This window comes from Sandaracinus amylolyticus, from assembly GCF_000737325.1.
Classification (GTDB): Bacteria; Myxococcota_A; Polyangia; order Polyangiales; family Sandaracinaceae; genus Sandaracinus; species Sandaracinus amylolyticus.
This window is the reverse complement of the sequence record NZ_CP011125.1, coordinates 3802786-3823806: the sequence shown is the minus strand read 5'-3', so window position 1 is coordinate 3823806 and position 21021 is coordinate 3802786. Positions and strand designations below refer to the sequence as shown.

Annotated in this window: 22 protein-coding genes and 1 tRNA gene; 10 read left to right on the top strand and 13 right to left on the bottom strand. The window is 72.0% G+C overall.

Features of this window, described 5'->3' with window-relative positions:
* Positions 1-34: 34 nt before the first annotated feature.
* The gene (locus tag DB32_RS16295) at positions 35-784 is read left to right on the top strand and encodes a type 1 glutamine amidotransferase domain-containing protein (protein WP_053233383.1); all 750 of its coding nucleotides are present in this window, start codon (positions 35-37) and stop codon (positions 782-784) included.
* On the opposite strand, the gene DB32_RS16290 is transcribed toward DB32_RS16295, so the two are convergent.
* The 6 genes from DB32_RS16290 to DB32_RS46770 form a co-directional block, all read right to left on the bottom strand.
* On the bottom strand, positions 757-1293 hold the full coding sequence (locus DB32_RS16290) for a gamma carbonic anhydrase family protein (RefSeq protein WP_053233382.1): 537 nt from the start codon (positions 1291-1293) through the stop codon (positions 757-759). The two genes, DB32_RS16295 and DB32_RS16290, sit on opposite strands and share 28 nt — an antisense overlap.
* Complete coding sequence (locus DB32_RS16285) at positions 1290-1697, bottom strand: VanZ family protein (protein ID WP_053233381.1); 408 nt, start codon at positions 1695-1697, stop codon at positions 1290-1292. Before DB32_RS16285 ends, DB32_RS16290 begins: the two co-directional genes overlap by 4 nt.
* On the bottom strand, positions 1694-3190 hold the full coding sequence (gene miaB / locus DB32_RS16280; protein WP_053233380.1) for a tRNA (N6-isopentenyl adenosine(37)-C2)-methylthiotransferase MiaB: 1497 nt from the start codon (positions 3188-3190) through the stop codon (positions 1694-1696). Before miaB ends, DB32_RS16285 begins: the two co-directional genes overlap by 4 nt.
* A 292-nt stretch (positions 3191-3482) precedes the next feature.
* The gene (locus DB32_RS16275) at positions 3483-5222 is read right to left on the bottom strand and encodes a protein kinase domain-containing protein (protein ID WP_053233379.1); all 1740 of its coding nucleotides are present in this window, start codon (positions 5220-5222) and stop codon (positions 3483-3485) included.
* Positions 5219-6721 (bottom strand): FecR domain-containing protein, encoded by a 1503-nt coding sequence (locus DB32_RS16270; protein WP_053233378.1) that lies wholly within the window; start codon positions 6719-6721, stop codon positions 5219-5221. The genes DB32_RS16275 and DB32_RS16270 overlap by 4 nt, the downstream gene beginning before the upstream one ends.
* 37 nt (positions 6722-6758) lie before the next feature.
* Positions 6759-7262: a TlpA family protein disulfide reductase gene (locus DB32_RS46770; protein ID WP_169791462.1), complete on the bottom strand. Its 504-nt coding sequence runs from the start codon at positions 7260-7262 to the stop codon at positions 6759-6761.
* 129 nt (positions 7263-7391) lie between these two features.
* On the opposite strand from DB32_RS46770, the gene mrtC reads away from it, so the two are divergent.
* Genes mrtC through DB32_RS16245 form a run of 4 tightly spaced genes read left to right on the top strand, consistent with a single transcriptional unit; the run spans position 7392 to position 10568 of the window.
* On the top strand, positions 7392-8195 hold the full coding sequence (gene mrtC / locus DB32_RS46765) for a myxosortase MrtC (protein WP_053233376.1): 804 nt from the start codon (positions 7392-7394) through the stop codon (positions 8193-8195).
* A 40-nt stretch (positions 8196-8235) separates the two neighbouring features.
* Positions 8236-8889 carry an HAD family hydrolase gene (locus DB32_RS16255; protein ID WP_053233375.1) on the top strand — a complete coding sequence of 218 codons (654 nt, stop codon included), beginning with the start codon at positions 8236-8238 and terminating at the stop codon, positions 8887-8889.
* Positions 8886-9755, top strand: coding sequence for a carboxylating nicotinate-nucleotide diphosphorylase (nadC, locus tag DB32_RS16250; protein ID WP_053233374.1), 870 nt, complete (start codon positions 8886-8888; stop codon positions 9753-9755). The genes DB32_RS16255 and nadC overlap by 4 nt, the downstream gene beginning before the upstream one ends.
* 24 nt (positions 9756-9779) lie before the next feature.
* Complete coding sequence (locus DB32_RS16245) at positions 9780-10568, top strand: biotin--[acetyl-CoA-carboxylase] ligase (RefSeq protein WP_053233373.1); 789 nt, start codon at positions 9780-9782, stop codon at positions 10566-10568.
* A 192-nt stretch (positions 10569-10760) separates the two neighbouring features.
* Here the strand turns inward: DB32_RS16245 and DB32_RS16240 are convergent, their stop codons facing one another.
* The gene (locus DB32_RS16240; protein ID WP_075097926.1) at positions 10761-11987 is read right to left on the bottom strand and encodes a bifunctional folylpolyglutamate synthase/dihydrofolate synthase; all 1227 of its coding nucleotides are present in this window, start codon (positions 11985-11987) and stop codon (positions 10761-10763) included.
* A gap of 4 nt (positions 11988-11991) precedes the next feature.
* On the bottom strand, positions 11992-12831 hold the full coding sequence (accD, locus tag DB32_RS16235; protein ID WP_053233371.1) for an acetyl-CoA carboxylase, carboxyltransferase subunit beta: 840 nt from the start codon (positions 12829-12831) through the stop codon (positions 11992-11994).
* 66 nt (positions 12832-12897) lie between these two features.
* On the opposite strand from accD, the gene DB32_RS16230 reads away from it, so the two are divergent.
* Complete coding sequence (locus DB32_RS16230) at positions 12898-13332, top strand: acyl-CoA thioesterase (protein WP_053233370.1); 435 nt, start codon at positions 12898-12900, stop codon at positions 13330-13332.
* A 31-nt stretch (positions 13333-13363) separates the two neighbouring features.
* Here the strand turns inward: DB32_RS16230 and DB32_RS16225 are convergent, their stop codons facing one another.
* The 4 genes from DB32_RS16225 to DB32_RS49080 all read right to left on the bottom strand — a co-directional run bounded on the left by DB32_RS16225 (position 13364) and on the right by DB32_RS49080 (position 16886).
* Entirely contained in the window at positions 13364-14290 is a 927-nt protein-coding gene (locus tag DB32_RS16225; protein ID WP_083457416.1) for a hypothetical protein, read from the bottom strand.
* A gap of 126 nt (positions 14291-14416) precedes the next feature.
* Positions 14417-15166, bottom strand: a complete 750-nt coding sequence (pgeF, locus tag DB32_RS16220; RefSeq protein WP_075097925.1) for a peptidoglycan editing factor PgeF — start codon at positions 15164-15166, stop codon at positions 14417-14419.
* Between the two features lie 5 nt (positions 15167-15171).
* Positions 15172-15741, bottom strand: coding sequence for a DUF1517 domain-containing protein (locus DB32_RS16215; protein WP_053233367.1), 570 nt, complete (start codon positions 15739-15741; stop codon positions 15172-15174).
* Between the two features lie 17 nt (positions 15742-15758).
* Positions 15759-16886 (bottom strand): hypothetical protein, encoded by a 1128-nt coding sequence (locus DB32_RS49080; protein ID WP_205627059.1) that lies wholly within the window; start codon positions 16884-16886, stop codon positions 15759-15761.
* Between the two features lie 358 nt (positions 16887-17244).
* Here DB32_RS49080 and DB32_RS16205 point away from each other — a divergent pair, with 358 nt between their 5' ends.
* The 3 genes from DB32_RS16205 to DB32_RS16195 are packed head-to-tail and all read left to right on the top strand — an operon-like array spanning position 17245 to position 19420.
* The gene (locus DB32_RS16205) at positions 17245-17667 is read left to right on the top strand and encodes an SCP2 sterol-binding domain-containing protein (RefSeq protein ID WP_053233365.1); all 423 of its coding nucleotides are present in this window, start codon (positions 17245-17247) and stop codon (positions 17665-17667) included.
* A 7-nt stretch (positions 17668-17674) separates the two neighbouring features.
* Positions 17675-18094 (top strand): hypothetical protein, encoded by a 420-nt coding sequence (locus DB32_RS16200; protein ID WP_053233364.1) that lies wholly within the window; start codon positions 17675-17677, stop codon positions 18092-18094.
* Between the two features lie 48 nt (positions 18095-18142).
* Positions 18143-19420, top strand: a complete 1278-nt coding sequence (locus DB32_RS16195) for a serine/threonine-protein kinase (RefSeq protein WP_053233363.1) — start codon at positions 18143-18145, stop codon at positions 19418-19420.
* A 6-nt stretch (positions 19421-19426) separates the two neighbouring features.
* Here DB32_RS16195 and DB32_RS16190 read toward each other — a convergent pair whose 3' ends face one another.
* Complete coding sequence (locus DB32_RS16190; protein WP_053233362.1) at positions 19427-20458, bottom strand: hypothetical protein; 1032 nt, start codon at positions 20456-20458, stop codon at positions 19427-19429.
* A 296-nt stretch (positions 20459-20754) separates the two neighbouring features.
* Between DB32_RS16190 and DB32_RS16185 the strand changes: the two genes are divergently transcribed.
* Positions 20755-20837 (top strand) — tRNA-Leu (locus tag DB32_RS16185).
* Positions 20838-21021 lie beyond the last annotated feature (184 nt).

The following is a 21021-nucleotide window of genomic DNA, read 5'->3' as shown; positions in this document are numbered from 1 at the left end:
GTGATGCGCGCCGGGCGTGCCCATGATCCGCTGCATGGCGCGCGAACGACGACGGGTGCTCATCGCGGTCACGAGCCACCTCGGGCCGCTGGGACGACGTCCCACCGGGGCCTGGCTCGGCGAGGTCAGCGGCTTCTGGCACGAGATGGTCGAGGCCGGCCTCGACGTCGACTACGCGAGCCCGCGCGGCGGCGATCCGCCGATCGATCCGGTGAGCGCGCTGCTGCCCGGCGAGAGCAAAGACGCGTTCGTGCGCTCCGGCGAGCGACAGCGATTGATGGAGAGCATGCGCAGCGTCGACGTGGATCCGTCGCGCTACGACGCGATCTTCTTCGCGGGCGGGCACGGCGCGCTCTGGGATCTGCCGTCGGATCCCGGGCTCGTGCTCGCGACGGAAGCGATCTGGCGCGCCGGCGGCGTGGTCGCGGCGGTGTGCCACGGGCCCGCCGGGCTCCTGGAGCCCAAGGACGCGCAGGGGCGCTCGCTGCTCGAAGGGCGTCGCGCGACCTGTTACTCGAACTTCGAGGAGACGCTGGGCGGGATGGCGGGCAAGGTGCCGTTCCTGCTCGAGACGTCGATGAAGGAGCGCGGCGCGCGCTTCGAGAAGGCGATGCTGCCGTTCATGCAGCACGTCGTGATCGACGGGCGCCTGGTGACCGGGCAGAACCCGGCGTCGGCGCGTGGAGTCGGGCGCGCGGTCGCGGAGCTGCTCGGCGCGACGCCGCGCGTGAGCCCCGGTGTGAAGCGCGTCGAGCGTCAGCCTTCGTCGATCGAGCGACGGTGATCGGCCGAGTATCCGACGTAGAGCGCGGCGGCCTCGGTGATGCGCGCGCGCTCTTCGTCGGTCAGGTCGCGCACCGGCTTCGCGGGGCGGCCCATCGCGAGCACGCCGCTCGGGATCTTCGTGCGCGCGGTGACGAGCGAGCCGGCGCCGAGCACGACCCAGTCGCCGATCTCCGCGGTGTCGAGCACGATCGAGCCCATCCCGACGAGCACGTCGTTGCCGACGATGCAGCCGTGGAGGATCACCGAGTGACCCACGGTGCAGCGATCGCCGACGATCGTCTCACTCCATCCGCCGGTCGCGTGCACGACCGAGTTGTCCTGGACCGACGTCTGCTCGCCGATGCGGATCGGCGCGACGTCGCCGCGCAGCACCGTGCCGTACCAGATCGACGAGCTCGCGCCGATCGTGACGTCGCCGATGACGCTCGCGGTCGGCGCGACGAACGAGGTCTCGTGCGCGCGCGGGCGCGCGCCGCGATACGGGAAGAGGGGCCCTCGATGGCTCATGCGCTCTCCTGGGCGGGCTGCGACGCGCGAAGGGTCGAGACGACGAGGCGCGCGGTCGAGCCGACGATCGCACCGACCACGTCGGCGAGCAGATCGATCGCGTCGGTCGCGCGCCCCGGGACGAACGCTTGGTGGATCTCGTCGAGCACGCCCCACCCGCACGTCACGAGCACCGCGACCGCGGCGACGCGTGCGCGCGAGCGATCGGGCCAGGTGCGCAGCGACGCGTGCGCGACGAGGAACGCGAGCACCGCGTACTCGATCATGTGCACGCCCTTGTCGCGCAGCGGGAACGAGTCGATGGGCAGCTCGGGGAGCGCGATCGACGAGAGCGCCCAGATGAGCGCCATGTAGAGCACGGCGGGCAGCCACGCGAGCGCGATGCGCGTGCGCGTGACGCTCATTTTGCCGGGCCCTGCGCGCGCCCGACGACCGGCAGGCGCATGCGCGTGGCGGCCGCGGCGCTCTTCGGCGGCACGGGCTTCGGCGCGCGACGCGGCAGGGACGCGACCTCCACGTCGACGCGCGCGACGAGCGAGTGCGCGTTCGCGCGCTCGATGGTCACCGGAAGGATCGCGCCCGCGAGATCGACGCCCTCGGGCACGTCGCAGTGCACGATCTCGTGGCGGCTCGAGCGGCCCTTCCAGCGCGCTTCGCCATCGCGCGGGCGATCGTTCTTGCTCTCCTGCGAGGGCGACTCGAAGAGCACGTCGGTGCGCGTGCCGACGAGCGACGCGAGGTGCGCGCGCTGCTGCTCCGCGACGACCTCGAGGAGGCGCGCGAGGCGCTCGTCCTTCTGCTCCTCGGTCACGTCGTCGCCCAGCTTGAGCGCCGGCGTGTGCGGGCGCGGCGAGTACTTGAACGCGAACGCCGCGACGAAGCCGATCTCGCGCACGAGGGAGAGCGTCTCGAGGAACTCCTCCTCGGTCTCGCCGGGGAAGCCGACGATGAGATCGGTCGAGAGCGTGAGGGCCGGGTTGCCCGAGGAAGTCCGCGCGCCCTGAAGCGCGCGAGCGCGCGCGACGTAGTGCTCGCGCGTGTAGCGGCGCAGCATGCGCTTGAGCACGCGGTTCGATCCCGACTGCACGGGCAGGTGCACGTGCGCGGGGAGCACGTCGAGCTCCGCGTGCGCGCGCACCAGCGCGTCGGTGACGTGCCGCGGGTGCGGCGACGTGTAGCGGAGGCGGCCCAGCGAGGGCACCTCGCGCGCGATGCGCGAGAGCAGCTCGGCGAACTGCGACTCGCGCGCGCTCTCTTCCGTGCCCGGCTCGAACCACGAGTTCACGGTCTGGCCGAGGAGCGTCACCTCGCGCACGCCCGCGTCGGCCATGCCGCGCACCTCGGCGACGATCGCGTCCGCGCTGCGATAACGCTCGGGGCCGCGCGTGTACGGGACGATGCAGAACGTGCAGCGCTCGTCGCAGCCCTTCATCACCGTGACGAACGAGGTCACCTCGCGCGGCGATTCCGCGCGCGCCGGGATCGCCTCGAGGAAGCGCGGATCGTCGAGGTCGAACACGGTGCGCGCGATCGGCGGCCCACCGTCGTGGGCGTGCGCGACGAGCCCCGGGAGCTCGGGGATGTTGTCGGGGCCGATCACGACGTCGATGATCGGTGCGCGCGTGAGGAGGCGCTCGCCCTCCTGCTGCGCGACGCAGCCCGCGACCGCGATCACGAGATCGGGGTTCGCCTGCTTCAGGCCGCGCATCGTGCCGAGCACGCTGAGCAGCTTGTGCTCGGCCTTCTCGCGCACGCTGCACGTGTTGAAGACGACCAGGCTGGCGAGCGCGGCCTCGTCCGTCGGCTCCCATCCGGCGCGCGCGAGGACCTCCTCGATCCGGCGCGAGTCGTGGACGTTCATCTGGCAGCCGAAGGTCTGGACGAGATACCGCTTCATCGTCGGAGGCCGGCAAGGTAGCAGCGCCCCTCGGGGAGACCACTCCGGGGCTCCGCGGGGCGCTCGCGCCCCACCCTCGAGTCGGATTGCCCCGACCCTCGGATGCGAGCGCGCCCACCCTCCGGTCGATCGGCGCCACCCTCGCGCGCGACCGCGACCACCCTGCCGCCGATCCGCACGACCCACGCGTCGCTCGCGACCACCCTGGTCGACCGGCGTAGATGAGCGGATCGATTCAGGATTTCGCGAAGTCCCCGAACGAGGCCCGGCCGGACGCGGAAACGACCCAGGTTCAGCGCGAGCGTACCTCGATCGGGATACGGAACGAGCGCGGGGTCGACGTCGACGGGAACCGAATCGCGCGCGCCCGCTGGATGACGCACTGCCCCGGCGCGGTGCTCGCGACCTCGGCGGGCGAGAGCTCGACGCGCTGCACGCTGCCCGACGTGTCGATCGAGAAGCGCAGCACGAGCTCGTGGGTCGCGTCGGGGGGCGCGCTCGCGAAGCAGCGGCGGATCTCTGCGGTGTGGGTCGCGAAGGCGCGCTGGATCGCCGCCGCCTCGTCGGGCGGCTCGGCGCGCTGCACCGCGCGACGGCGCTCCGTCGGCGGCGTGGTCTCGCGCGCCGTCGTCGCCTCGGTCGGCGGCGTGGTCTCGGTCGGCGGCGTGGTCTCGGTCGGGGGCGTGGTCTCGGTCGGGGCGGTCGGTGTCTCGACGGGCGCGCCCTCGATCCCGGCGGGCGACGCCTCGACGTACACGACGTCGGGCGCGGGCGGCGGCTGGCTCCACCACGCCGCGGCACCGATCCCCGCCAGCACGAGCACGATCGCGACGCTCGCGCCGATCCACAGCCCCGCGCGCGACGGCGCAGCGGGCGCCGGCAGCGCCGGCTGCTGCGGCCGCGTCTTCGTCCCGCCGCGCGTCGGGCCGTCGGACGGTCGGCTCGGCTCGCTCCCCTCGCCCTCGATGCTCAGTGGTGCGGGCGGGCTCGAGCTCACGGTCGGCATCGGCGCGCGCCACGCGCGCTCGAGATCATCGAGCTCCGGCAGCTCGAACATCGCGGGCAGCGACGGATCGCGGAAGTCTCGCGCGAACGTCTCGGTGAGCAGCGCGCTCGCCTCTTCGGCCGCCATCCCGCGCACGCCGCGCAGCGCCTTGAGCAGGTCCCCCGCGCTCTCGTAGCGCTTGCGCGGGTCCTTCAGCAGCGCGATCTCGACGACGTCGGCGAGCTCCGGCGAGCAGTCGGGTCGCACCTCGTCGAGGCGCGATGGAACGTGCGTGAGCACGCGCCCCACCGTCGAGGTGGGCGACGACGTGCGGAACTCGTTGCGGCCCACGAGGATCTCGTGGAGCACCACCGCCGCCGCGTACGCGTCGCTGCTCGGCGAAGGATCGGCGCCCTCGAGGATCTCGGGCGCCATGTACGAGAACTTGCCCTTCACCGTGCGCGTCGCGGTCTTCACATCCGGCGCGTCGACGCCGCTCTGCGCGATGCCGAAGTCCGCGAGCCGCACGTGACCGTCGGTGTCGAGCAGCACGTTCGACGGGCTCACGTCGCGATGCACGATGCGCAGCGGCTCGCCGCCCTCGCCGACCAGCGTGTGCGCGTACTGCAGCGCCTCGAGCACCTGCACGACGATCTGCACCGCGAGCACGACCGGGACGTCGCCGCGCTTCTGCAGCGTCCAGCTCGCCCAGCGGCCGAGGTGGAACCCGTGGACGTAGTCCATGACGAGCAGGTAGCTCTGCTCCTCGCGACCGAAGTCGAACACCGAGACGATGCCCGGGTGGCGCAGCATCGACATGATGCGCGCCTCGCGCTTGAACATGCGTGCCGCGGCCTCGTCGCCGACGAGCTCGGGGAGCATGCTCTTCACGACGACGGGCTTCACGAAGCTCGCCGCGCCCTCGCTGCGCGCGAGGTAGATCGCGCCCATCCCGCCGCGCGCGAGCTCGCGCGTGATGCGGTAGCGGCCGAGCACCACGCGGCCGAGGAGCGGATCGACCGCTTTCGGTTCGCCAGCGCTCGTCATCGTGCGGCCACGCGGCGCAGATAGTAGTGCACTCCGCGGCGCGGATGGGAGAAGCGAACGGCGAGCGCGTCGGTGGTGGTCGGCACGCGCACCTCACCCGCGAAGCGCATCTGCGCGTCGATCGCGAGCGGCTCGCCCTCGGCGCGCACCTCGAATCCGTCGAGCACCACGCCGGCGACGCGCACCGCCTGACCGGGCGCGAGCGACGCCGCGCGGCCCGGCTCGCGCAGGCTCGCCGCGGGCGCCGCGTTGTCGAAGCGGATGCGCAGCGTGGTCTGCGGTGAGGTGCGGCCCGACGACGTGAACCAGAGGCGGTGCGTGCCCTCCGAGAGCTCGCCCGAGCGCAGCTCGACGCGCCCCGACGACGCCGCGACCGTGCGCTCGCGACCGTTGCTCGCGACGTGGAGCAGCGCGTTGCCCGAGCCGCTCTCGCGCCATCGCACGGTGAGGATCGGGAGCGCGTTCTGGTAGAGCACGTCGTAGGTGCGACCATCGGTGTCGACGACGTTGCGAGGCGGGACCGGATCGAGCCGGCTGCTGCCGTCGTCGCGGCGCACCGTGATCGTGCCGCCGCGCGGATCGTTCCCCTCGGCGCAGTCGATCGCGTAGCGCGCGCGCCCGGTCGGGATCGTGACGATCGCGCCGCCCTCGCCTGCATAACGAACGGGCCTGCGTCCTGCGCGGATCGTGACGATTCCGCGGCCCGGGCATGCAGCACCGAAGTCGATGCGCACCGCGGTGGGCGCCGACGCGTCGTGGATGACGGGCGACTCACCCGCGGGGATCGTCACGTGCGCGCGCTCGGGCGACGGAGTGACCTGCACGCCGGGCGTGCCCGGATCGCTCGCCTCGATCGGCTCGTCCTCCTCGACCGCCTCCTCGACCGCGACGGGCGCTTCGACCGCTGCGACGGCCTCGGTCGGCGTGGGCTCGACGGCGGGCTCGGGCGGCGCGCCGAACGTGGAGTCGTCCTCGAACACGACGCGGCCCACCGCGAGCACCACGGCGTCGCCGGCCTCCGCGGTGCGCGCGACACCGTCCTCCTCGAACACGACGCGCCCCGCGATCACCTCGACGCGCGCGGCATCGCCGGTTCGCGCGCGCACCCGCGCGCCGGCCTGCAGCGTGACCGAGCCGCGCTCGGTCTCGAACACGAGATCCTCGGCGCTGTCGAGCTCGACCTCGCCGGTCTCGAGGCGCACCGCCGACGGCGCTTCGGGCCGCTCGCCGAGGAAGCGCAGCACCGTGCGTGGCTGCATGCGCACGCCGCCGCGCGCGCCGACGCGCAGCTGCGCCGTCGACGCGTCGCCGGTGCGCACGGCATCGCCGAGCTCGAAGCGCTGCCCGACTGGCGCGATCTCCCACGTCGTCGCCGCGGCCGCGGTGCTCCGCTCCACGGTGCCGTCGCGCCCGAGCAGCTCCGCGACACCCGATCCGCCGCAGCGATCACAAGCGAACAGCGCGAATGACGCGATCAGCGCGGCGCCCGCGCGCGACAACGACGCATTTCGCGGAGTCCTGCGCACGCGCCCGGGCTCAGTGGGCGGGCTCGGCCAGGAGGCGCTGCACGAGACCGTCGAGACGCGCCATCGACGCGTCGTCGACGCCGACGACGACGTCGCGCACCTGCCCGTGTCGATCGATCACGACCATCATCGGGATCGCGCGCACGCCGTACCGCGAGAGCGTGCCGCCCACGTCGCGCGCCACGGTGTAGCCCACCGGGTGCTCCGCGAGATGCCCGCGCAGCGCGCCTTCGGACTCGCGCGCGATCCCCAGCACCGTCAGGCCCGACGCGTGATGACGACGGTGCATGTCGTCGAGCGTCGGCATGATCGCGCGACACGGCCCGCACCAGGTCGCCCAGAAGTCGAGGACGATCACGCGCCCGCGCAGATCCTCCAGCGACACTCCGTCACCGCCGCTCAGGCGCTGCGCCGCGATCGGCGGAGCCGCCTCGCCGAAGCGGAGCGGGCCGACGCCGCCGCTGCCCGACCCGACGCGCTCGGTCGGCGCGGCCACCGCGCTCGGGGTGGACATCGCGATCGCACCGCACGCAGCGAGGACGACGAACGAACGGCGGAGGACGGCGATGGCGTGCGCCCGGAAGCGCGAGTGATTGACCATCGCGGGCGACTCTATCATGGACGCGCGCGCGGACGACCGACGATGATCGAGCGCGTGGAAGCGATGCGCACCGACGGCGACGAGCGCCGCAAGCGGCACGAGGTGCTGCGCGAGGCTGCGCTCGTGTACGCGCTCGTGTGCGTGCTGACGTTCGCGCTCGGCGCGCTGCGCGCGCTCGCTCCGCTGCGCGATGTCGCGCATCTCGGCATCGCCGCGCTCTTCCTCGTGGTGCCGCTGTGGGCGGCGCGGCGCGAGCACGGCGGCGCACGTCGGCTCGGCATCGATCTCGCGGGGCTGCTCGAAGCGCCGCCCGACGAGCGCCCCACCCGATCGGCCGGGCCGTTCGGGCTCTTCGATCTCGCGCGCGCCGTGCGGGACGCCGCGCCCTCGGGGCTGCGCGAGCTGGGCGCCGCGCTGCTCGTCGCGCTCGTGGTCTTCCCGCCGTTCGTGGTGGGCTTCTATCTCTGGAACCAGCCGAGCCGCGGGTTCGTGTGGAGCCCGCCGCCCGATCTCGCGTCGTTCGCGCTCACGCAGATCGTGCTCGTCGGTCTGCCCGAAGAGGCGCTCTTCCGCGGCTACGTGCAAACGCGCCTCCACGACGCGTTTCCTCCGCGCACGACGATCCTCGGTGCGCGCGTGCACGTCGGCGTCATCGTCGCGCAGGCGGCGCTGTTCGCGCTGGTGCACCTCGCGACGGAGCCCTACGCGCAGAAGCTCGCGGTGTTCTTCCCGGGGCTCCTCTTCGGGTGGATGCGCGCGTGGCGCGGAGGCATCGGAGCAGCGATCCTCTTCCACGCGATGAGCAACGTGCTCGCGGAGATCCTCGTGCGAGGGTGGCTCGGATGAGGGCGCGTGGCGCGTCGCTGGCATCCGAGGGGCCGTGGACATGAAGACGCGAGCCGCGTTCTTCGACATGGACAAGACGCTCGTGCGCGTGAACACGGGGCGGCTCTACGCGTCGTGGAGGTTCTCGCGCGGTGAGACGCGCCTCCGCGATCTGCTGCGCGTGAGCTGGTGGTCGCTGCAGTACACGCTCGGAGTCGTCGACGCGGACGCGGTGAGCCGATACGCGGCGCGCGCGCTCGCCGGGCTCGAGGAGCGCGCGTTCGCGGACGAATGCCGCGCGTGGTACGCGAGCGCGGTGCGGCCACACGTGACGGGGCGCGCGCGCAGCGAGGTCGAGCGGCGCCATCGCGACGGGTACGTCGTCGCGATCCTCACCGGCAGCTCGCCTTACGTGGCGGGCCCGCTCGCGGACGAGCTCGGGATCGATCACGTGATCTCGAGCCGTCTCGTCGTGAACGACGGCTGCTTCACCGGCGACGTCGAGGCGCTCTGTTATGGCCCGGGCAAGGTCACGCGCGCGCTCGAGTGGTCGGCGCTGCACGGGATCGATCTCGCCGCGAGCGCGTTCTACACCGACAGCCTCAGCGACCTGCCGATGCTCGAGCGCGTCGGCGAGCCGCGCATCGTGAACCCCGACCCACGCCTCCGCGCGCTCGCGAAGAGCCGCGGCTGGCCCATCGAGATCTGGACATGAAGAACGATCCGACCCCGCGTCCCGCTCCGCCTCCCGCGTTCGTCGTGCGCGACCTCGTCGAGCGGGCGCTCGCCGAAGATCTCGGGCGCGGCGACGTCACGACCCAAGCGTGCGTGCCCGTGGATCTCGAGGGCGCGGCCGCGCTCGTCGCGCGCGAGCCGCTGGTGCTCGCGGGCGCGTTCGTGTTCGAGCAGGTGTTCGCCACGGTCGATCCGAAGGTGCGCGTCGAGATCCTCGCGCTCGACGGGGCGCGCCTCGAGAAGGGCGCGGTCGCGGCGCGGCTGCGCGGGCCGGCGCAGTCGATCCTCGAGGGCGAGCGCGTCGCGCTCAACTTCGTGCAGCGCATGAGCGGCGTCGCGACCAAGACGCGCAAGTTCGTCGATGCGCTGCCCGCGGGCGGCAAGACGCGCATCGCCGACACCCGCAAGACCACGCCGGGGCTGCGCGCGCTCGAGCGCTACGCGGTGCGGTGCGGAGGCGGGCACAACCACCGCGACGATCTCTCGAGCGCGGTGCTCATCAAGGACAACCACATCGCGGCGTGCGGCGGCGTGCGCGTGGCGATCGAGCGGGCGCGCGCGTGGGCGCCGCACACCTCGCGCATCGAGTGCGAGGTCGATCGCATGGAGCAGCTGCGCGAGGCGATCGATGCGCGCGCCGACGTCGTGCTGCTCGACAACTTCGACGACGCGACGCTCGCCGAGGCGGTCGCGTTCGTCGCGGGCCGCGCGATCCTCGAGGTCTCGGGCGGCGTCACGCTGGAGCGCATCCCGAAGATCGCGGCCTCGGGCATCGACGTGATCTCGGCGGGCGGGCTCACGCACTCGGCGGCGGCGGTCGATCTCGCGCTCGACTGGGAGAGCTGAGCGCTTCGATAAGTGCTTCGCGAAATGCAGGACCTCGACCCCGAACGCATCCGACCGCTGCTGACGACGCGCGCCTACGGGCGCTCGCTCGACGTGCGCGCGAGCACCGCCTCGACGAACGACGACGCGCGCGAGGCGGCGCGCAACGGAGCGGCGCGCGGGCACGTGGTGGTCGCCGACACGCAGACGCGCGGTCGCGGCGCGCACGGGCGCGTGTGGTCGTCGCCCTCGGGGACGGATTTGTATGTGTCGATCGTCGAGCGGGTGACGCTCTCGCCCGACCGGGTCGCGCCGCTCACGCTCGCGGTGGGGCTCGGGGTGGCGGACGCGGTGCGCGCGCTCGCGCCGGCGGTCGAGCCGCGGGTGAAGTGGCCGAACGACGTGTGGGTCGGGCGGAGGAAGACGGCGGGTGTGCTGGTCGAAGCGAGCTCGATCGGCGCGCGCATGGACGCGATCGTGATCGGCGTCGGGCTCGGGGTGAACCGGCTCGCGTGGGAGGAAGAGCTCGCGGGCAGCGCGACCTCGGTGCTCCGCGCGTCGCGCGAGGTGGACGCGGCGTGCCCGGAGATCGATCGTGCGAGCGCGCTGGCGACGTTGCTCGGGTCGATCGAGGTGTGGGTCGATCGCTTCGTCGCCGACGGTCCCGCGCCCGTGGTGCGGGCGCTCGACGCGCGCCTCGCGATGCGTGGCGAGCGCGTGCGGTGTGACGAGATCGAAGGCGTGCTGATCGGCGTGGAGCCGAGCGGTGCGCTCCGGCTCGAGACCGCGAGCGGTCCACGCGCGATCATCTCGGGCACGCTGCGCCCACTCTGATCGGTCGCGCGAACCGCATCGTGGGGTCGGCGCCCGGCCTCGGAGACAGCCGAGGAGCACACCGGGTGGTCCACGTCCCGCGCGAAACGCGGGTTCTCATTGGAAGACGCGAACTCGACCGCGTGAACGCGTGCGATCGAGGTCGACTCCTGGTACGCACGGACGGCGCGAGCAGCGGACTCGCGCGGCCGGTCACATCGGGATCGCGGGCTCGTTCTCGACGCCGAGGACGTGGGCGCGAGCCTCCGCGAGCACGAAGATCGAGCCCGCGACGATCACGAGCCCGCCCGTCCCGGCACGTGCCCGGGCGCGATCGACGCCTGCGGGGATCGTGGGCGCGCTCTCGGCGCGCGCGTGGCTCGCGATCGCGTCGGCGCGCTCTGCGCGCGGCATGTCGGGGGCGACGGCGACGAACTTGTCGACCTGCGGGCGAAGGATGTCGAGCATCTCGCGCCACGGCTTGTCCGCCATCGCGCCGAAGACGAGAACACGCGGGCCGGTGCGCGGCAGCGACGCGAGATGCGCGGCGAGCGCGCGGCATCCATGCGGGTTGTGCGCGGCGTCGACGATCACGGCGGGCGATCCATCGAGCGTCTCGAGGCGACCGGGCCAGCGCGTCGCGCGGAGGCCATCGTGGACGGCGACGGGGTCGATGGAGATGCCTCGCGCGCGCAACACGTCGACGAGCGCGAGGACGACGGCGACGTTGTCGCGCTGGAACGCACCTGCGAGCGGCGTGGGATGCGCGTCGTCGACGCGCGCGGCGGGTACGATCGGGGCACCCACGTTCGTTGCGTGGGCCTCGATCGCGCGGCGCGCTTCGTCGTCGACGCGGCCGAGGACGAGCGGCACGCGGGGCTTCGCGATGCCGGCTTTCTCGCGCGCGATCTCGGTGATCGTCGACCCGAGGTACTGCTGGTGATCGAGCGCGATCGAGGTGATCGCGGTCGCGAGAGGCACGTCGATGACGTTCGTCGCGTCGAGACGTCCGCCGAGGCCGACCTCGAGCACGACGACGTCGCAACGGGCTTCGCGGAACGCCTCGAGGGCGATCAGCGTGGTGACCTCGAAAAAAGTCAGCTGCGGTGCGTCCGGAGCTTCGACCGTGGTTCGAATTTCGGAGGCCCGACGCACGACCTCGTCCCTCGACACGGGCTCCCCATCCACGCGAATCCGCTCGCGAAACGAGTGCAGATGCGGCGAGGTATAGAGCCCGGTGCGCAGCCCCGACGCGCGCAGCACGCGCTCGAGCATCGCGCAGACACTGCCCTTCCCGTTCGTGCCCGCGACGTGCACGACGCGCAGCGCGCGATGCGGATCGCCGCGCAACGCGAGCGCAGCGCGCATCCGATCGAGCTCCAGTCGGATCCCGCGCGGCTGCAGCGCGTACAGCCAGCGCAGCGACTCTTCGTACGTCACGCGCTCAGCCGACGAGATGACCGAGCACGCGCGCGATCGTCGCGCGCATCTCACGCCGCTGCGCGATCACGTCGATCATCCCGTGGTCCAGCAGGAACTCCGAGCGCTGGAACCCCTCGGGAAGCTTCTGGCGGATCGTGTTCTCGATCACGCGCGGGCCGGCGAAGCCGATGAGCGCACGCGGCTCGGCGATGTTCACGTCACCGAGGAGCGCGAAGCTCGCCGCGACGCCGCCCGTCGTCGGATGCAGCAGCACGCTGACGAACGGCATCCCCGCCTCGCGCACGCGACCGAGCGCGGAGACCGTCTTCGCCATCTGCATCAGCGAGAGCACGCCTTCCTGCATGCGCGCGCCGCCCGAGCTCGAGAGCAGGATCGCCGGCTGCTTCCGCTCGGCCGCGCGCTCGAACATGCGCGCGATCTTCTCGCCGACGACCGAGCCCATCGAGCCGCCCATGAAGCGGAAGACGAACGCGCCGATCTGGACGCCGCGCCCTTCGACCGTGCCGCTGCCGACCATCATCGCGTCGTCGACGCCGGTCTTCTTGCGGGTCGCGCGCACGCGATCGGGGTACGGCTTGCTGTCGTTGAACGCGAGCGGATCGCCGGAGACGAGGCCGATGTCGTGCTCTTCGAACGAACCCGGGTCGAGGAGGAGCTCCACCCACGACTCCGCGCTCATCGGGTAGTGATGGTTGCACTCCGGGCAGACCTCGAGGTTCTCGGTGAACTCCTCGGCCTTGAGCGTCGCGCCGCACGATTCGCAGCGGCGGAACACACCTCGGCCGATCGTCTTCTTCTCCGAGGCGTCGATCGTCGCGCGGTTCTTGCTGAACCAGGCCATGCGAGGGGGCGGGGATAACACGAGGGCGCTCGCTCGGAAAGGCGTCGCGTCGTAACACATCGCGTCATGCCGATCAGCGCGCCCTTTCGCTCCACTCAACGCGTCTACTTCGACGATCTCGACGCGCTGAACATCCTGCACAACGTGCGTTTCCTGCTCTTCATGGAGCGCGCGCGCGGCGAGCTGTTCCAGGCGCTGGGGTTCCGCTGGGAGGACGATTTCGCGAAGAACCCGGACAAATTCCACGTCGTGGCGGCGCACGAGATCCAGTACCTCGCGCCGGTTCGCGGTGAGGGGGATCTCACGGTCGAGCTGCAGCCGGTGAAGCTCGGCACGTCGAGCCTGGTGATCGACGCGAAAGTGCGCGCGGTGCACGGGTCGACCGTGCACGCCGAAGGGCACACGCGGCTTGTCCGATTGGATCCGACGACGTTCAAGCCGTGTCCCTGGAGCGAGCGGTTCCGCGCGGCGTTCGAGCCCCTCCTGGTGCGCGGCACGTGATCGCATCGTCGAGCTGAGAGCGCGCGAGCGCTCAAGCCGCCACGCGCGTGGATGCGATCAGCGCCGCGTGTTGCTCGCGCATGAGCCACGTGCCCGCTGGGAACGGCACGTCGCGGCGTCGCGCGCGCCACGCGTCGAGCGCGGAGCGATACGCGCTTCGAAATGCGCGCAAGCGCTCCTCGGACTCGATTCGCGCGTCGTGATGACCTCGCCCGACTGCGAACGTCGGGTTCCGCGAGCGCGGCGGCTCCCACGAGCGCGCGCGGCGGAACGGTGAGAGCTTCGCGCATCGATCGCGGCCGACGAAGGTCCCGCCGAGCTCTCTGACGCTCGCGCGCGCGGCGCGCTCGAGCGTGGCGACTTCGTGCGCGACGAGCTCGCGGAACTCGTCGTCACGCATCGCGAGATCGTGCGCGGCGCGCGGCATCTCGAGCCGAAGCTCGACGTGGGGCGGCCACCTGTCGTCGTCCCGGCCGAAGTACTCGGTGGGCCGCTCGACGCGCCAGATCGCGGTGCCGATCTCGTCCGGTCGCGTCGTCACGCCGGGCCAGTCCTTCGCGCGCGAGACGAGCGCGGCGGCGACTGGGTTCGCGATCGCGTAGGCGATCTTCTCGGCGACGGCGTGCGGCGTCCGGAGCTCGACCACGCTCGTCGGCTCGTGATCCCAGACTGCGCCTTCCCACTTGCGCAGGACCTTCGTCGCGAGCGCGACGTGGCGATGGAAATGGTGGATGAATCGCGGGAGGCAGCCTTCGGGATCGGAGACCACGAGGTGCTCGTGCGTGCTCATCAGCACGCACGCGTGGACGCGTACTCCGGTGCGCTGCGCCGCGACGGCGAGCGCATAGCGGAAGATGCGCGTCATGCGCGGATCCGGCGCGAAGAGATGATGGCGGCGCAACGTGCGGCGCGTGACGAGATACACGGCGCCGGGCTCGATGAGGCGTGGTTGGGTCACGCCAGGGGTGCAGCGCATCGCGCGTGCCGGGGGTCGCGCGTGGAATTCCCGAAACAAACTCAACGTGGGTCGGCGAACCTGACGGCCGCACCTGGCGGACCCGCCACCTCGGCGCCCGCGCCGCGGTCATCCACGCGCGACGATCACCGACAGCTGTCGCCCGCTCCGCGCGCCATCACGCCTGTACGAAAAAAACCGGCGCTCGTCGGTGAACGTATCCCCTCCGACATCATCGATCCGCGAGCGCCCGACACCGATCGCGACGAGCTGCGCAATCACTGCTCGCACGAGATCGACGTGAGGCTTCACCGACCCACGTTCGATCACGTCCTCCTCGCGCGCGACCGCCTGGATCTGCTCCGCGACGTCCTCGCCCACCTCGAACGACGCCACGCGGATGCACGGCCCGATCGCGCACGCCAGCCGCGCCGCCGGCGCACCGAGCGCTTCGATCCCGCGCGGCACCACGCCCGCCACGACACCGCGCCATCCGGCATGGATCGCCGCGACGCGCCCGGTTTTCTCGTCGGCGACGAGCACCGGGATGCAGTCGGCCGTTCGGACCCCGACCGCGACGCCCTCACCGGACGCGACCAGCGCGTCCGCCTCCACCGTTCGCACCCGCGCGACATCATCGCCGACTGCGACCGCGCGCACGGCTGCGCCGTGCACCTGACTCGTCTCGTAGAGGCGCGCGACGTCGTACCCGATCGCGCGCGCGAGCCGCCGATGGTTCTCCTCGACGGCCGCGAGATCGTCGCCCACGGAACGACCCAGGTTGAGCGAATCGAACGGCGCCGCGCTCACTCCGCCCACCCGCGTCGCGAACCCGTGGGCGAACCCCGCGCGCGTCAGGAGCCCCGAGCGGATCACCATCTCGCTCACGATTCGAGCCTCCTGATCTCCGGGTTACGCGCCTCGAGCTGCGCCACGCTCACGCGGTCCGCGTCCTCCGCGGGTGACCACACCACCTCGAACGCGACGAGCTCGTCCTCCGCGATCCCACGCAGCGCGTCGAGCCCCGCACGTAGCGACGCGCGATCGGTCGCCCGCGCAACGTCGGTGATCTCCCGCCGCGCTGCGACCACCACCGTCACGAGCACCACCCCCGGCTCGTTGCTCGCCGAGAGCACCGGTGCCGGCTGCGTCGTCACCGCACCACCGGTGTTGCGAATGACTTCCACGTCGAACCGCGATCGCGCGCGATGCGCGACCTCGACGAAGTGCTTCCGCGCGTCCTCCGGTTCCCGCAGCACGCCGCCCTCCGCGTGGCCGTGCGTCCAGTGCGCCTCCGCCGCGGCCAGCACGTCGAGCGCCTCCCCGAGCATCCGGTGCCGCCCGCGCGCCGTGTTCGTGTCACCGCTCGCCGCGATCGCGCGCATCGCGCCCTGCACCGCCGCGCGCGCGCTCGCGTCGAGACCGATCACGATCGCCTGCACGTCGATGCGCATGTCCCCTCGCGCGATCGTCAGCGATACGGTGCGAACCGCGTCCCGCTCTCGAGCCGACCGTTGAGCCGCCGCAGCTCGTCGCTCGTGAACGCGTCCGGGCTCCCGAGCGGCAGATGCTCGCGAACGAACTCCTCGATCACCGAGCGCGCGTCGCCGCCTCCACCCGAGTCGTCGACCTCCGCCCACTGCTCGAAGATCGCTCGCCGCCGCTGCTCCGCCGGTCTCGCCTCGTCTTGCCAGATGCGCGTGAGCTGCCCGCGCAATCGCCGCATTCCTGCGGCCATCGCCTGCGCGCGCGTCTCGTCCTCGAGTCGGTTCCGCAGCTCCTCGGTGTGCTCCATGAACCACTCGCGCTCGGCCGCGTACGGGTCCTGCCCGCTCGCGCGCATGAACGCGTCCGTGATGTCGAAGCTCCCGCTCGTGGAGAACCCGTCGGTCTGGATGCCCGGGCGATCCTCGAATTGCACCGAGCCGTCGGGCCGGATCGTCGCGGTGAACGCGTGCCCGCTGTAGACGTGCGTCCCGTCGGGGCGACGACGCACCTCCGGCCGCGTGCGCGCGAGGTACGCCTTGGCCATCGCCTGCGTGCGCAGGCCTTCGCTCAGCTCGCGCTCGACCTCGGCCTCGCCGCGCGGGACGAGATCGGTGCCCGTGCCGCCGATCGCGCCCGCGCGTTCACGCTGCGGCACGGAGGGGCCCGGCCCTTCGACGACGAACGACCGGCGCGCGACCGCGCTCGGATCGAGCAGCGTGCGCATCCGCTCGACGCGCTGGGCCTCGGTCTCGCGCGGCGTCTCGTCGACGTGCGGCGTGAGCTCGGGCTCCTGCTGCGTGTCCGGCGTGATCGACACGCTCGGCGCGGGCGTGACGACCAGCGCGGCGGGCGCGGGCTCCGAGCGACGCGCCGCGGGCGGCGTGGGTCGCTCGACCTCGGGCTCGCGCTCCGGGACGACCTCGGGCTCGGGCTCACGTTCGGGCTCGGGCGCGACCTCGGGCTCCGGCTCGGCGACGACCTCGTCCGTGGGCGTGGTGATCTCGAGCGTGAACTCGGTGTCGGGGCGCACGTGCTCCGTGGTCGGCAGGATCTCCGGGGCGAAGGCGAGGCCGATGGCGAGCACGAGGTGCGCGCCGATCGAAGCCGTCATCGAGATGGAGATTCGCTTGCCGCCGACGTCGTTCACGCTTCGTTCCGCGCCCTCGCGGGCTTGCGCTGCCAGAGCTCACCGCGCAACCCGAGCTGGCCCGAGCTCGGCGCGGGGAACCCGGTCGACCGAGGTTCCACTCCCGTCACGCGTGCTCGGGCCAGCTCTGCACGTGACGTTCCCCACCCGCGATCGGCGCTCCCCATCCGCGGCGACGGCACCTGCGCGAGCGGGCAGGCCGCGAGCTCCAGAAACGACCCAGGTTCGGATCAAACCCCCAAACTCGTGAGCAATTCCACTCCGAGCACGACATCCCCCCGGCGCCTGCTAGACCTCCGGCCCCTCATCTCACGGAGACGCGATGGCGCTCAAGTTCCCCTCGGCCGAGTGGACGGCCGCATTCAAGGACGCCGTGAACGCGAACGCCGCGTATCGCGAGGCTGGCAAGGGCTGGACGCACGGCAAGGTCGCGTACGTCGTGAAGGCCGATCCCAAGCTCGGCACCGATCGCGACATGGCGATGCTCCTCGATCTCCACGCGGGCGAGTGCCGCAACGCCGAGTACGTCGACGGCGACGCCGCGCAGAGCGCCGACTTCGTGATCGTCGCCGAGTACCCGAAGTGGCGCGAGGTCCTCAGCGGCGCCGTCGATCCGACCAAGGCGATGATGCAGAACAAGCTGAAGCTCCAGAAGGGCCACCTCGGCACGATCGTGAAGTTCGTCGTCGCGTCGAAGGAGCTCGCCAAGAGCGCCACCGTCATCGACACGCAGTACCCGGACTGAGCGCGGCATGGCGGCGATCGAGCTCGCGCCCGGTGCGGACGACAACGGCCTCGCGATCATGCTCGCGACGCTCATGGCGGAGAACGTCGCGTCGCATCCGGCGCGGCACCGCATCCTCGATCGCCTCCGCGGGCGCGTCGCGATCGTCGCGGAGGACGCCGAGGTCTCGCTCACGATGGAGTTCCGCGGGGGTCGCGTCGTGCTCCATCACGGCATCGTCGGCATCCCCGATCTCACCATCCGCGGCGAGGCCGAGCTCATCGGCGACATGTCGCGCATGGAGAGCGTCGGGCCGCTCCCCGATCCGCGCGGCGAGGTGAACCGCACGATGTGGCGCGCGCTGCGCGAGAAGCGCCTGCGCATCCTCGGCCTGCCGCGCGCCCTGCCCCTCCTGCTCGGTATGGGCGAAGTGCTCGCGGTCTCCTGACGTCAGGGCGATCCCCCATCCCGTCGTCGTTTCCGGTATCCTCCACGCGTGGCGGGGTCCGAGGGACAACCCCCGGGGGAAGAGCTGATCGGTCGCTCACTGAGCGGCTATCGCATCGAGTCGCGTCTCGGCTCGGGCGCGACGGGGGTCGTGTTCCGCGCGAAGCACCCGGACCAAGATCGTCGCGTCGCGCTGAAAGTGCTGCACGACAACCTCGGCAGCATCAGCTCGCTCAAGCGACGCTTCGAGCGCGAGGCGCGCGTCCTCGCGAAGCTCGATCACCCGAACGTCGTCTACATCACCGACTTCGGAGTGGTCGAGGGCCACACGTTCATCGCGATGGAGCTGCTCGAGGGCCAGACGCTCGAGCAGCTCCTCGAGGACCAGCCGATCGATCTCGATCGCGCGCTCCGCATCACCAAGCAGATCCTCGCGGGTCTCGCGTTCGCGCACGGCCGTCAGGTCGTGCACCGCGATCTGAAGCCCGCGAACGTCTACCTCTGCAAGAGCGCCGACGGCGGCGATCAAGTGAAGCTGCTCGACTTCGGCCTCGCGAAGATGCTGTCGATCGACGACCTCTCGCAGGACGGCACGCTCACCCGCAAGGGCCGCATCGTCGGCACCCCGGCCTATATGGCGCCCGAGCAGATCACCGGGGTCTCGCTCGACGTGCGCGCCGACGTCTACGCGCTCGGCGTGCTGCTCTACGAGCTCCTCGCCGATCGTCGTCCCTTCCTCAGCGAGCGCCGCAGCGAGCTCCTCCGCGCGCACCTCCTCGAGCCCGTCCCGCCCCTCGCCGACGCGCGCAAGGGCCTCGCGGTGCACCCCGAGCTCGAGGCGATCGTCCGCAAGGCGCTCGCGAAGGATCCCGCGCATCGCTACGCCGACGCGACCGAGATGCTCGCAGCGATCGAGGCGCTCCCGCTGCACCCCGCGAAGATCGTCAAGCAGCGACGCGAAGGCGATCGCCACCGCACGGGCGCGACGAGCGAGATCATCAGCTCGAACGAGCGCCGCGCGGTGAGCGAGGCCGCCGGTCTGCCGCTCGAGCCCGCCGGCACCGCGAAGACGCAGACCGCGAGTGCGAGCGCGCCGGGCCCACTCACGCCGCCCGCGAACGTCTACGGCCACGGCGATCCGCGCGAGGACCTCTCGCTGCGCCAGAACGCGGCGCAGATCCGCCGCGAGCTCTCGAGCCGCCCGCCTTCGCCCGCGGCCCCGCGCCGCCGCGGATCGCGAGGCCCCTCGACGCCGATGCTCTACGCGACCGCGCTCGCGCTCTTCGCGATCGCGGCGGTGCTCTGGCTCACGCTCGGCCGCAGCTGATCGCGATCAATCGCGACAGTGCAGATCGAAGCCGCACATGAGCCCGGTGTTGCACGGGCTCGCAGGCGGCGCGCAGCAGAGCTGACCGTCTGCCCCGCAGCGCTCGCACTGCGTGAGCCCGCACGTGTGCCCCGCATCGCAGGCGCGACCGGCGCAGCACGGATCTCCGTTCCCTCCGCACGCCCGGCACGTGCCGAGCAGATCGCAGACGTGCCCGGCACCACACACGCTCGACGCGCAGCAGGGCTCGCCGTTGCTGCCGCACGAATTCCGGCACGTCCCGGCATCGCACCCGAGCGCGCCATCACACACGGCGCCCGCGCAGCACGGCTCTCCCGCGCCACCGCACTCCCCGCAGCGACCTCCGTTGCACACGAGCGTCGCCGCGTCGCACGTGGAGCCCGCACAGCAGAGCTCGTCCTTCGCGCCGCACGGTCCGCACGTCCCGTCGTCGCACGCGAGCGCGACATCCGCGCACGCATCGCCATCGCAGCAGACCTGCCCCGACGCGCCGCACGGAACGCACGAGATCGCGCGATCGCACACGAGGCCCGCGCCACACCCGCGCTCGGGACAGCACGCGAGATCGCGCTCTCCGCACGCCGTGCACGCCCCCTCGATGCAGCCGAGCCCCGACGCGCACGGCGTCGTCCCGGCGCAGCACACCTCGCCCTCGTCACCGCACGCCGCGCATCGCTCGCCGTCGCAGGCGAGCCCGGTCGCGCACGCTCCCGATGGCGCGCAGCACGGCTCTCCCTCTGCGCCGCAGCCGGTCATCGCGGTGCACAGGCCGCCTTCGCAGACCAAGCCGCTGCCGCACGCCGGACAGCACTCACCCGGCGGGCACACGCACTCGCCCGCGACGCACCTCGTGCCGTCGGTGCACTGGACCGCGCACGACGTGCTCGCATCGACGTCACCCGGCGCGCCGTCACCGCGGCGCGATGGAACCACGCCGACGCGCTCGAGCGCGCAGCCCCCGACGACCATCGCGATGATCGCGACGATCGCCGCGTCGCGCACCGAGCTCAGCGCCATCGCAGCACTCCTCCGATCGCCGTCGCACCGTCGCGAACGTGGTCGCGCGTGATCGCGGTGCTCCGCGCGGCGAGCTGGACGAGGCTCCGATGCATCGCGGCGATCATACCCGCCCTCGCCCGAGATGGAATCGAGCGGCTCAGGAGCGGCGTGCGTCGAGCCACGGAGCGACGGCGATCACACCGATCGCGACGACGAAGAACACCGCCCAGAACACTTCGCTCGCCGGCACGACACGAACGCTAACATTCGTTCTTGACAGTCGGAAGCTCCTCGCTAATCTCTGCCTCCCCCACGCGGAAGTGGCGGAATTGGCAGACGCACCAGACTAAGGATCTGGCGGGTAACCCCCGTGGAGGTTCAAGTCCTCTCTTCCGCAGATTCGTAACAGCGCCGGCCCCCGTTCGAACTCGTTTCGAACGGGGGCTTTCGCTTTTCCGGGCTCGCACGACTGGCACTCTCGATCGTCGCGACTCCCACGCTCGGCAAACGCGCTCACGCGCGCAATCCTCGAGCGACCCCGGGGTCCGCCGAGAGCACGTGCCGCTTGCTCCCCGCGCGCA

Bases quoted from the DNA above. Each gene is read 5' to 3' on its own strand.
- DB32_RS16215 (WP_053233367.1), bottom strand. From the start codon at position 15,741: ATGCGCATCGACGTGCAGGCGATCGTGATCGGTCTCGACGCGAGCGCG.
- DB32_RS16230 (WP_053233370.1), top strand. From the start codon at position 12,898: ATGCCGATCAGCGCGCCCTTTCGCTCCACTCAACGCGTCTACTTCGAC.
- mrtC (WP_053233376.1), top strand. From the start codon at position 7,392: ATGATCGAGCGCGTGGAAGCGATGCGCACCGACGGCGACGAGCGCCGC.
- DB32_RS16290 (WP_053233382.1), bottom strand. From the start codon at position 1,293: ATGAGCCATCGAGGGCCCCTCTTCCCGTATCGCGGCGCGCGCCCGCGC.
- pgeF (WP_075097925.1), bottom strand. From the start codon at position 15,166: ATGGTGATCCGCTCGGGGCTCCTGACGCGCGCGGGGTTCGCCCACGGG.
- DB32_RS16275 (WP_053233379.1), bottom strand. From the start codon at position 5,222: ATGACGAGCGCTGGCGAACCGAAAGCGGTCGATCCGCTCCTCGGCCGC.
- DB32_RS16255 (WP_053233375.1), top strand. From the start codon at position 8,236: ATGAAGACGCGAGCCGCGTTCTTCGACATGGACAAGACGCTCGTGCGC.
- DB32_RS16190 (WP_053233362.1), bottom strand. From the start codon at position 20,458: ATGGCGCTGAGCTCGGTGCGCGACGCGGCGATCGTCGCGATCATCGCG.
- nadC (WP_053233374.1), top strand. From the start codon at position 8,886: ATGAAGAACGATCCGACCCCGCGTCCCGCTCCGCCTCCCGCGTTCGTC.
- accD (WP_053233371.1), bottom strand. From the start codon at position 12,831: ATGGCCTGGTTCAGCAAGAACCGCGCGACGATCGACGCCTCGGAGAAG.
- DB32_RS16295 (WP_053233383.1), top strand. From the start codon at position 35: ATGGCGCGCGAACGACGACGGGTGCTCATCGCGGTCACGAGCCACCTC.
- DB32_RS16200 (WP_053233364.1), top strand. From the start codon at position 17,675: ATGGCGGCGATCGAGCTCGCGCCCGGTGCGGACGACAACGGCCTCGCG.
- DB32_RS16205 (WP_053233365.1), top strand. From the start codon at position 17,245: ATGGCGCTCAAGTTCCCCTCGGCCGAGTGGACGGCCGCATTCAAGGAC.
- DB32_RS16285 (WP_053233381.1), bottom strand. From the start codon at position 1,697: ATGAGCGTCACGCGCACGCGCATCGCGCTCGCGTGGCTGCCCGCCGTG.
- DB32_RS46770 (WP_169791462.1), bottom strand. From the start codon at position 7,262: ATGTCCACCCCGAGCGCGGTGGCCGCGCCGACCGAGCGCGTCGGGTCG.
- DB32_RS16245 (WP_053233373.1), top strand. From the start codon at position 9,780: ATGCAGGACCTCGACCCCGAACGCATCCGACCGCTGCTGACGACGCGC.
- DB32_RS49080 (WP_205627059.1), bottom strand. From the start codon at position 16,886: ATGACGGCTTCGATCGGCGCGCACCTCGTGCTCGCCATCGGCCTCGCC.
- miaB (WP_053233380.1), bottom strand. From the start codon at position 3,190: ATGAAGCGGTATCTCGTCCAGACCTTCGGCTGCCAGATGAACGTCCAC.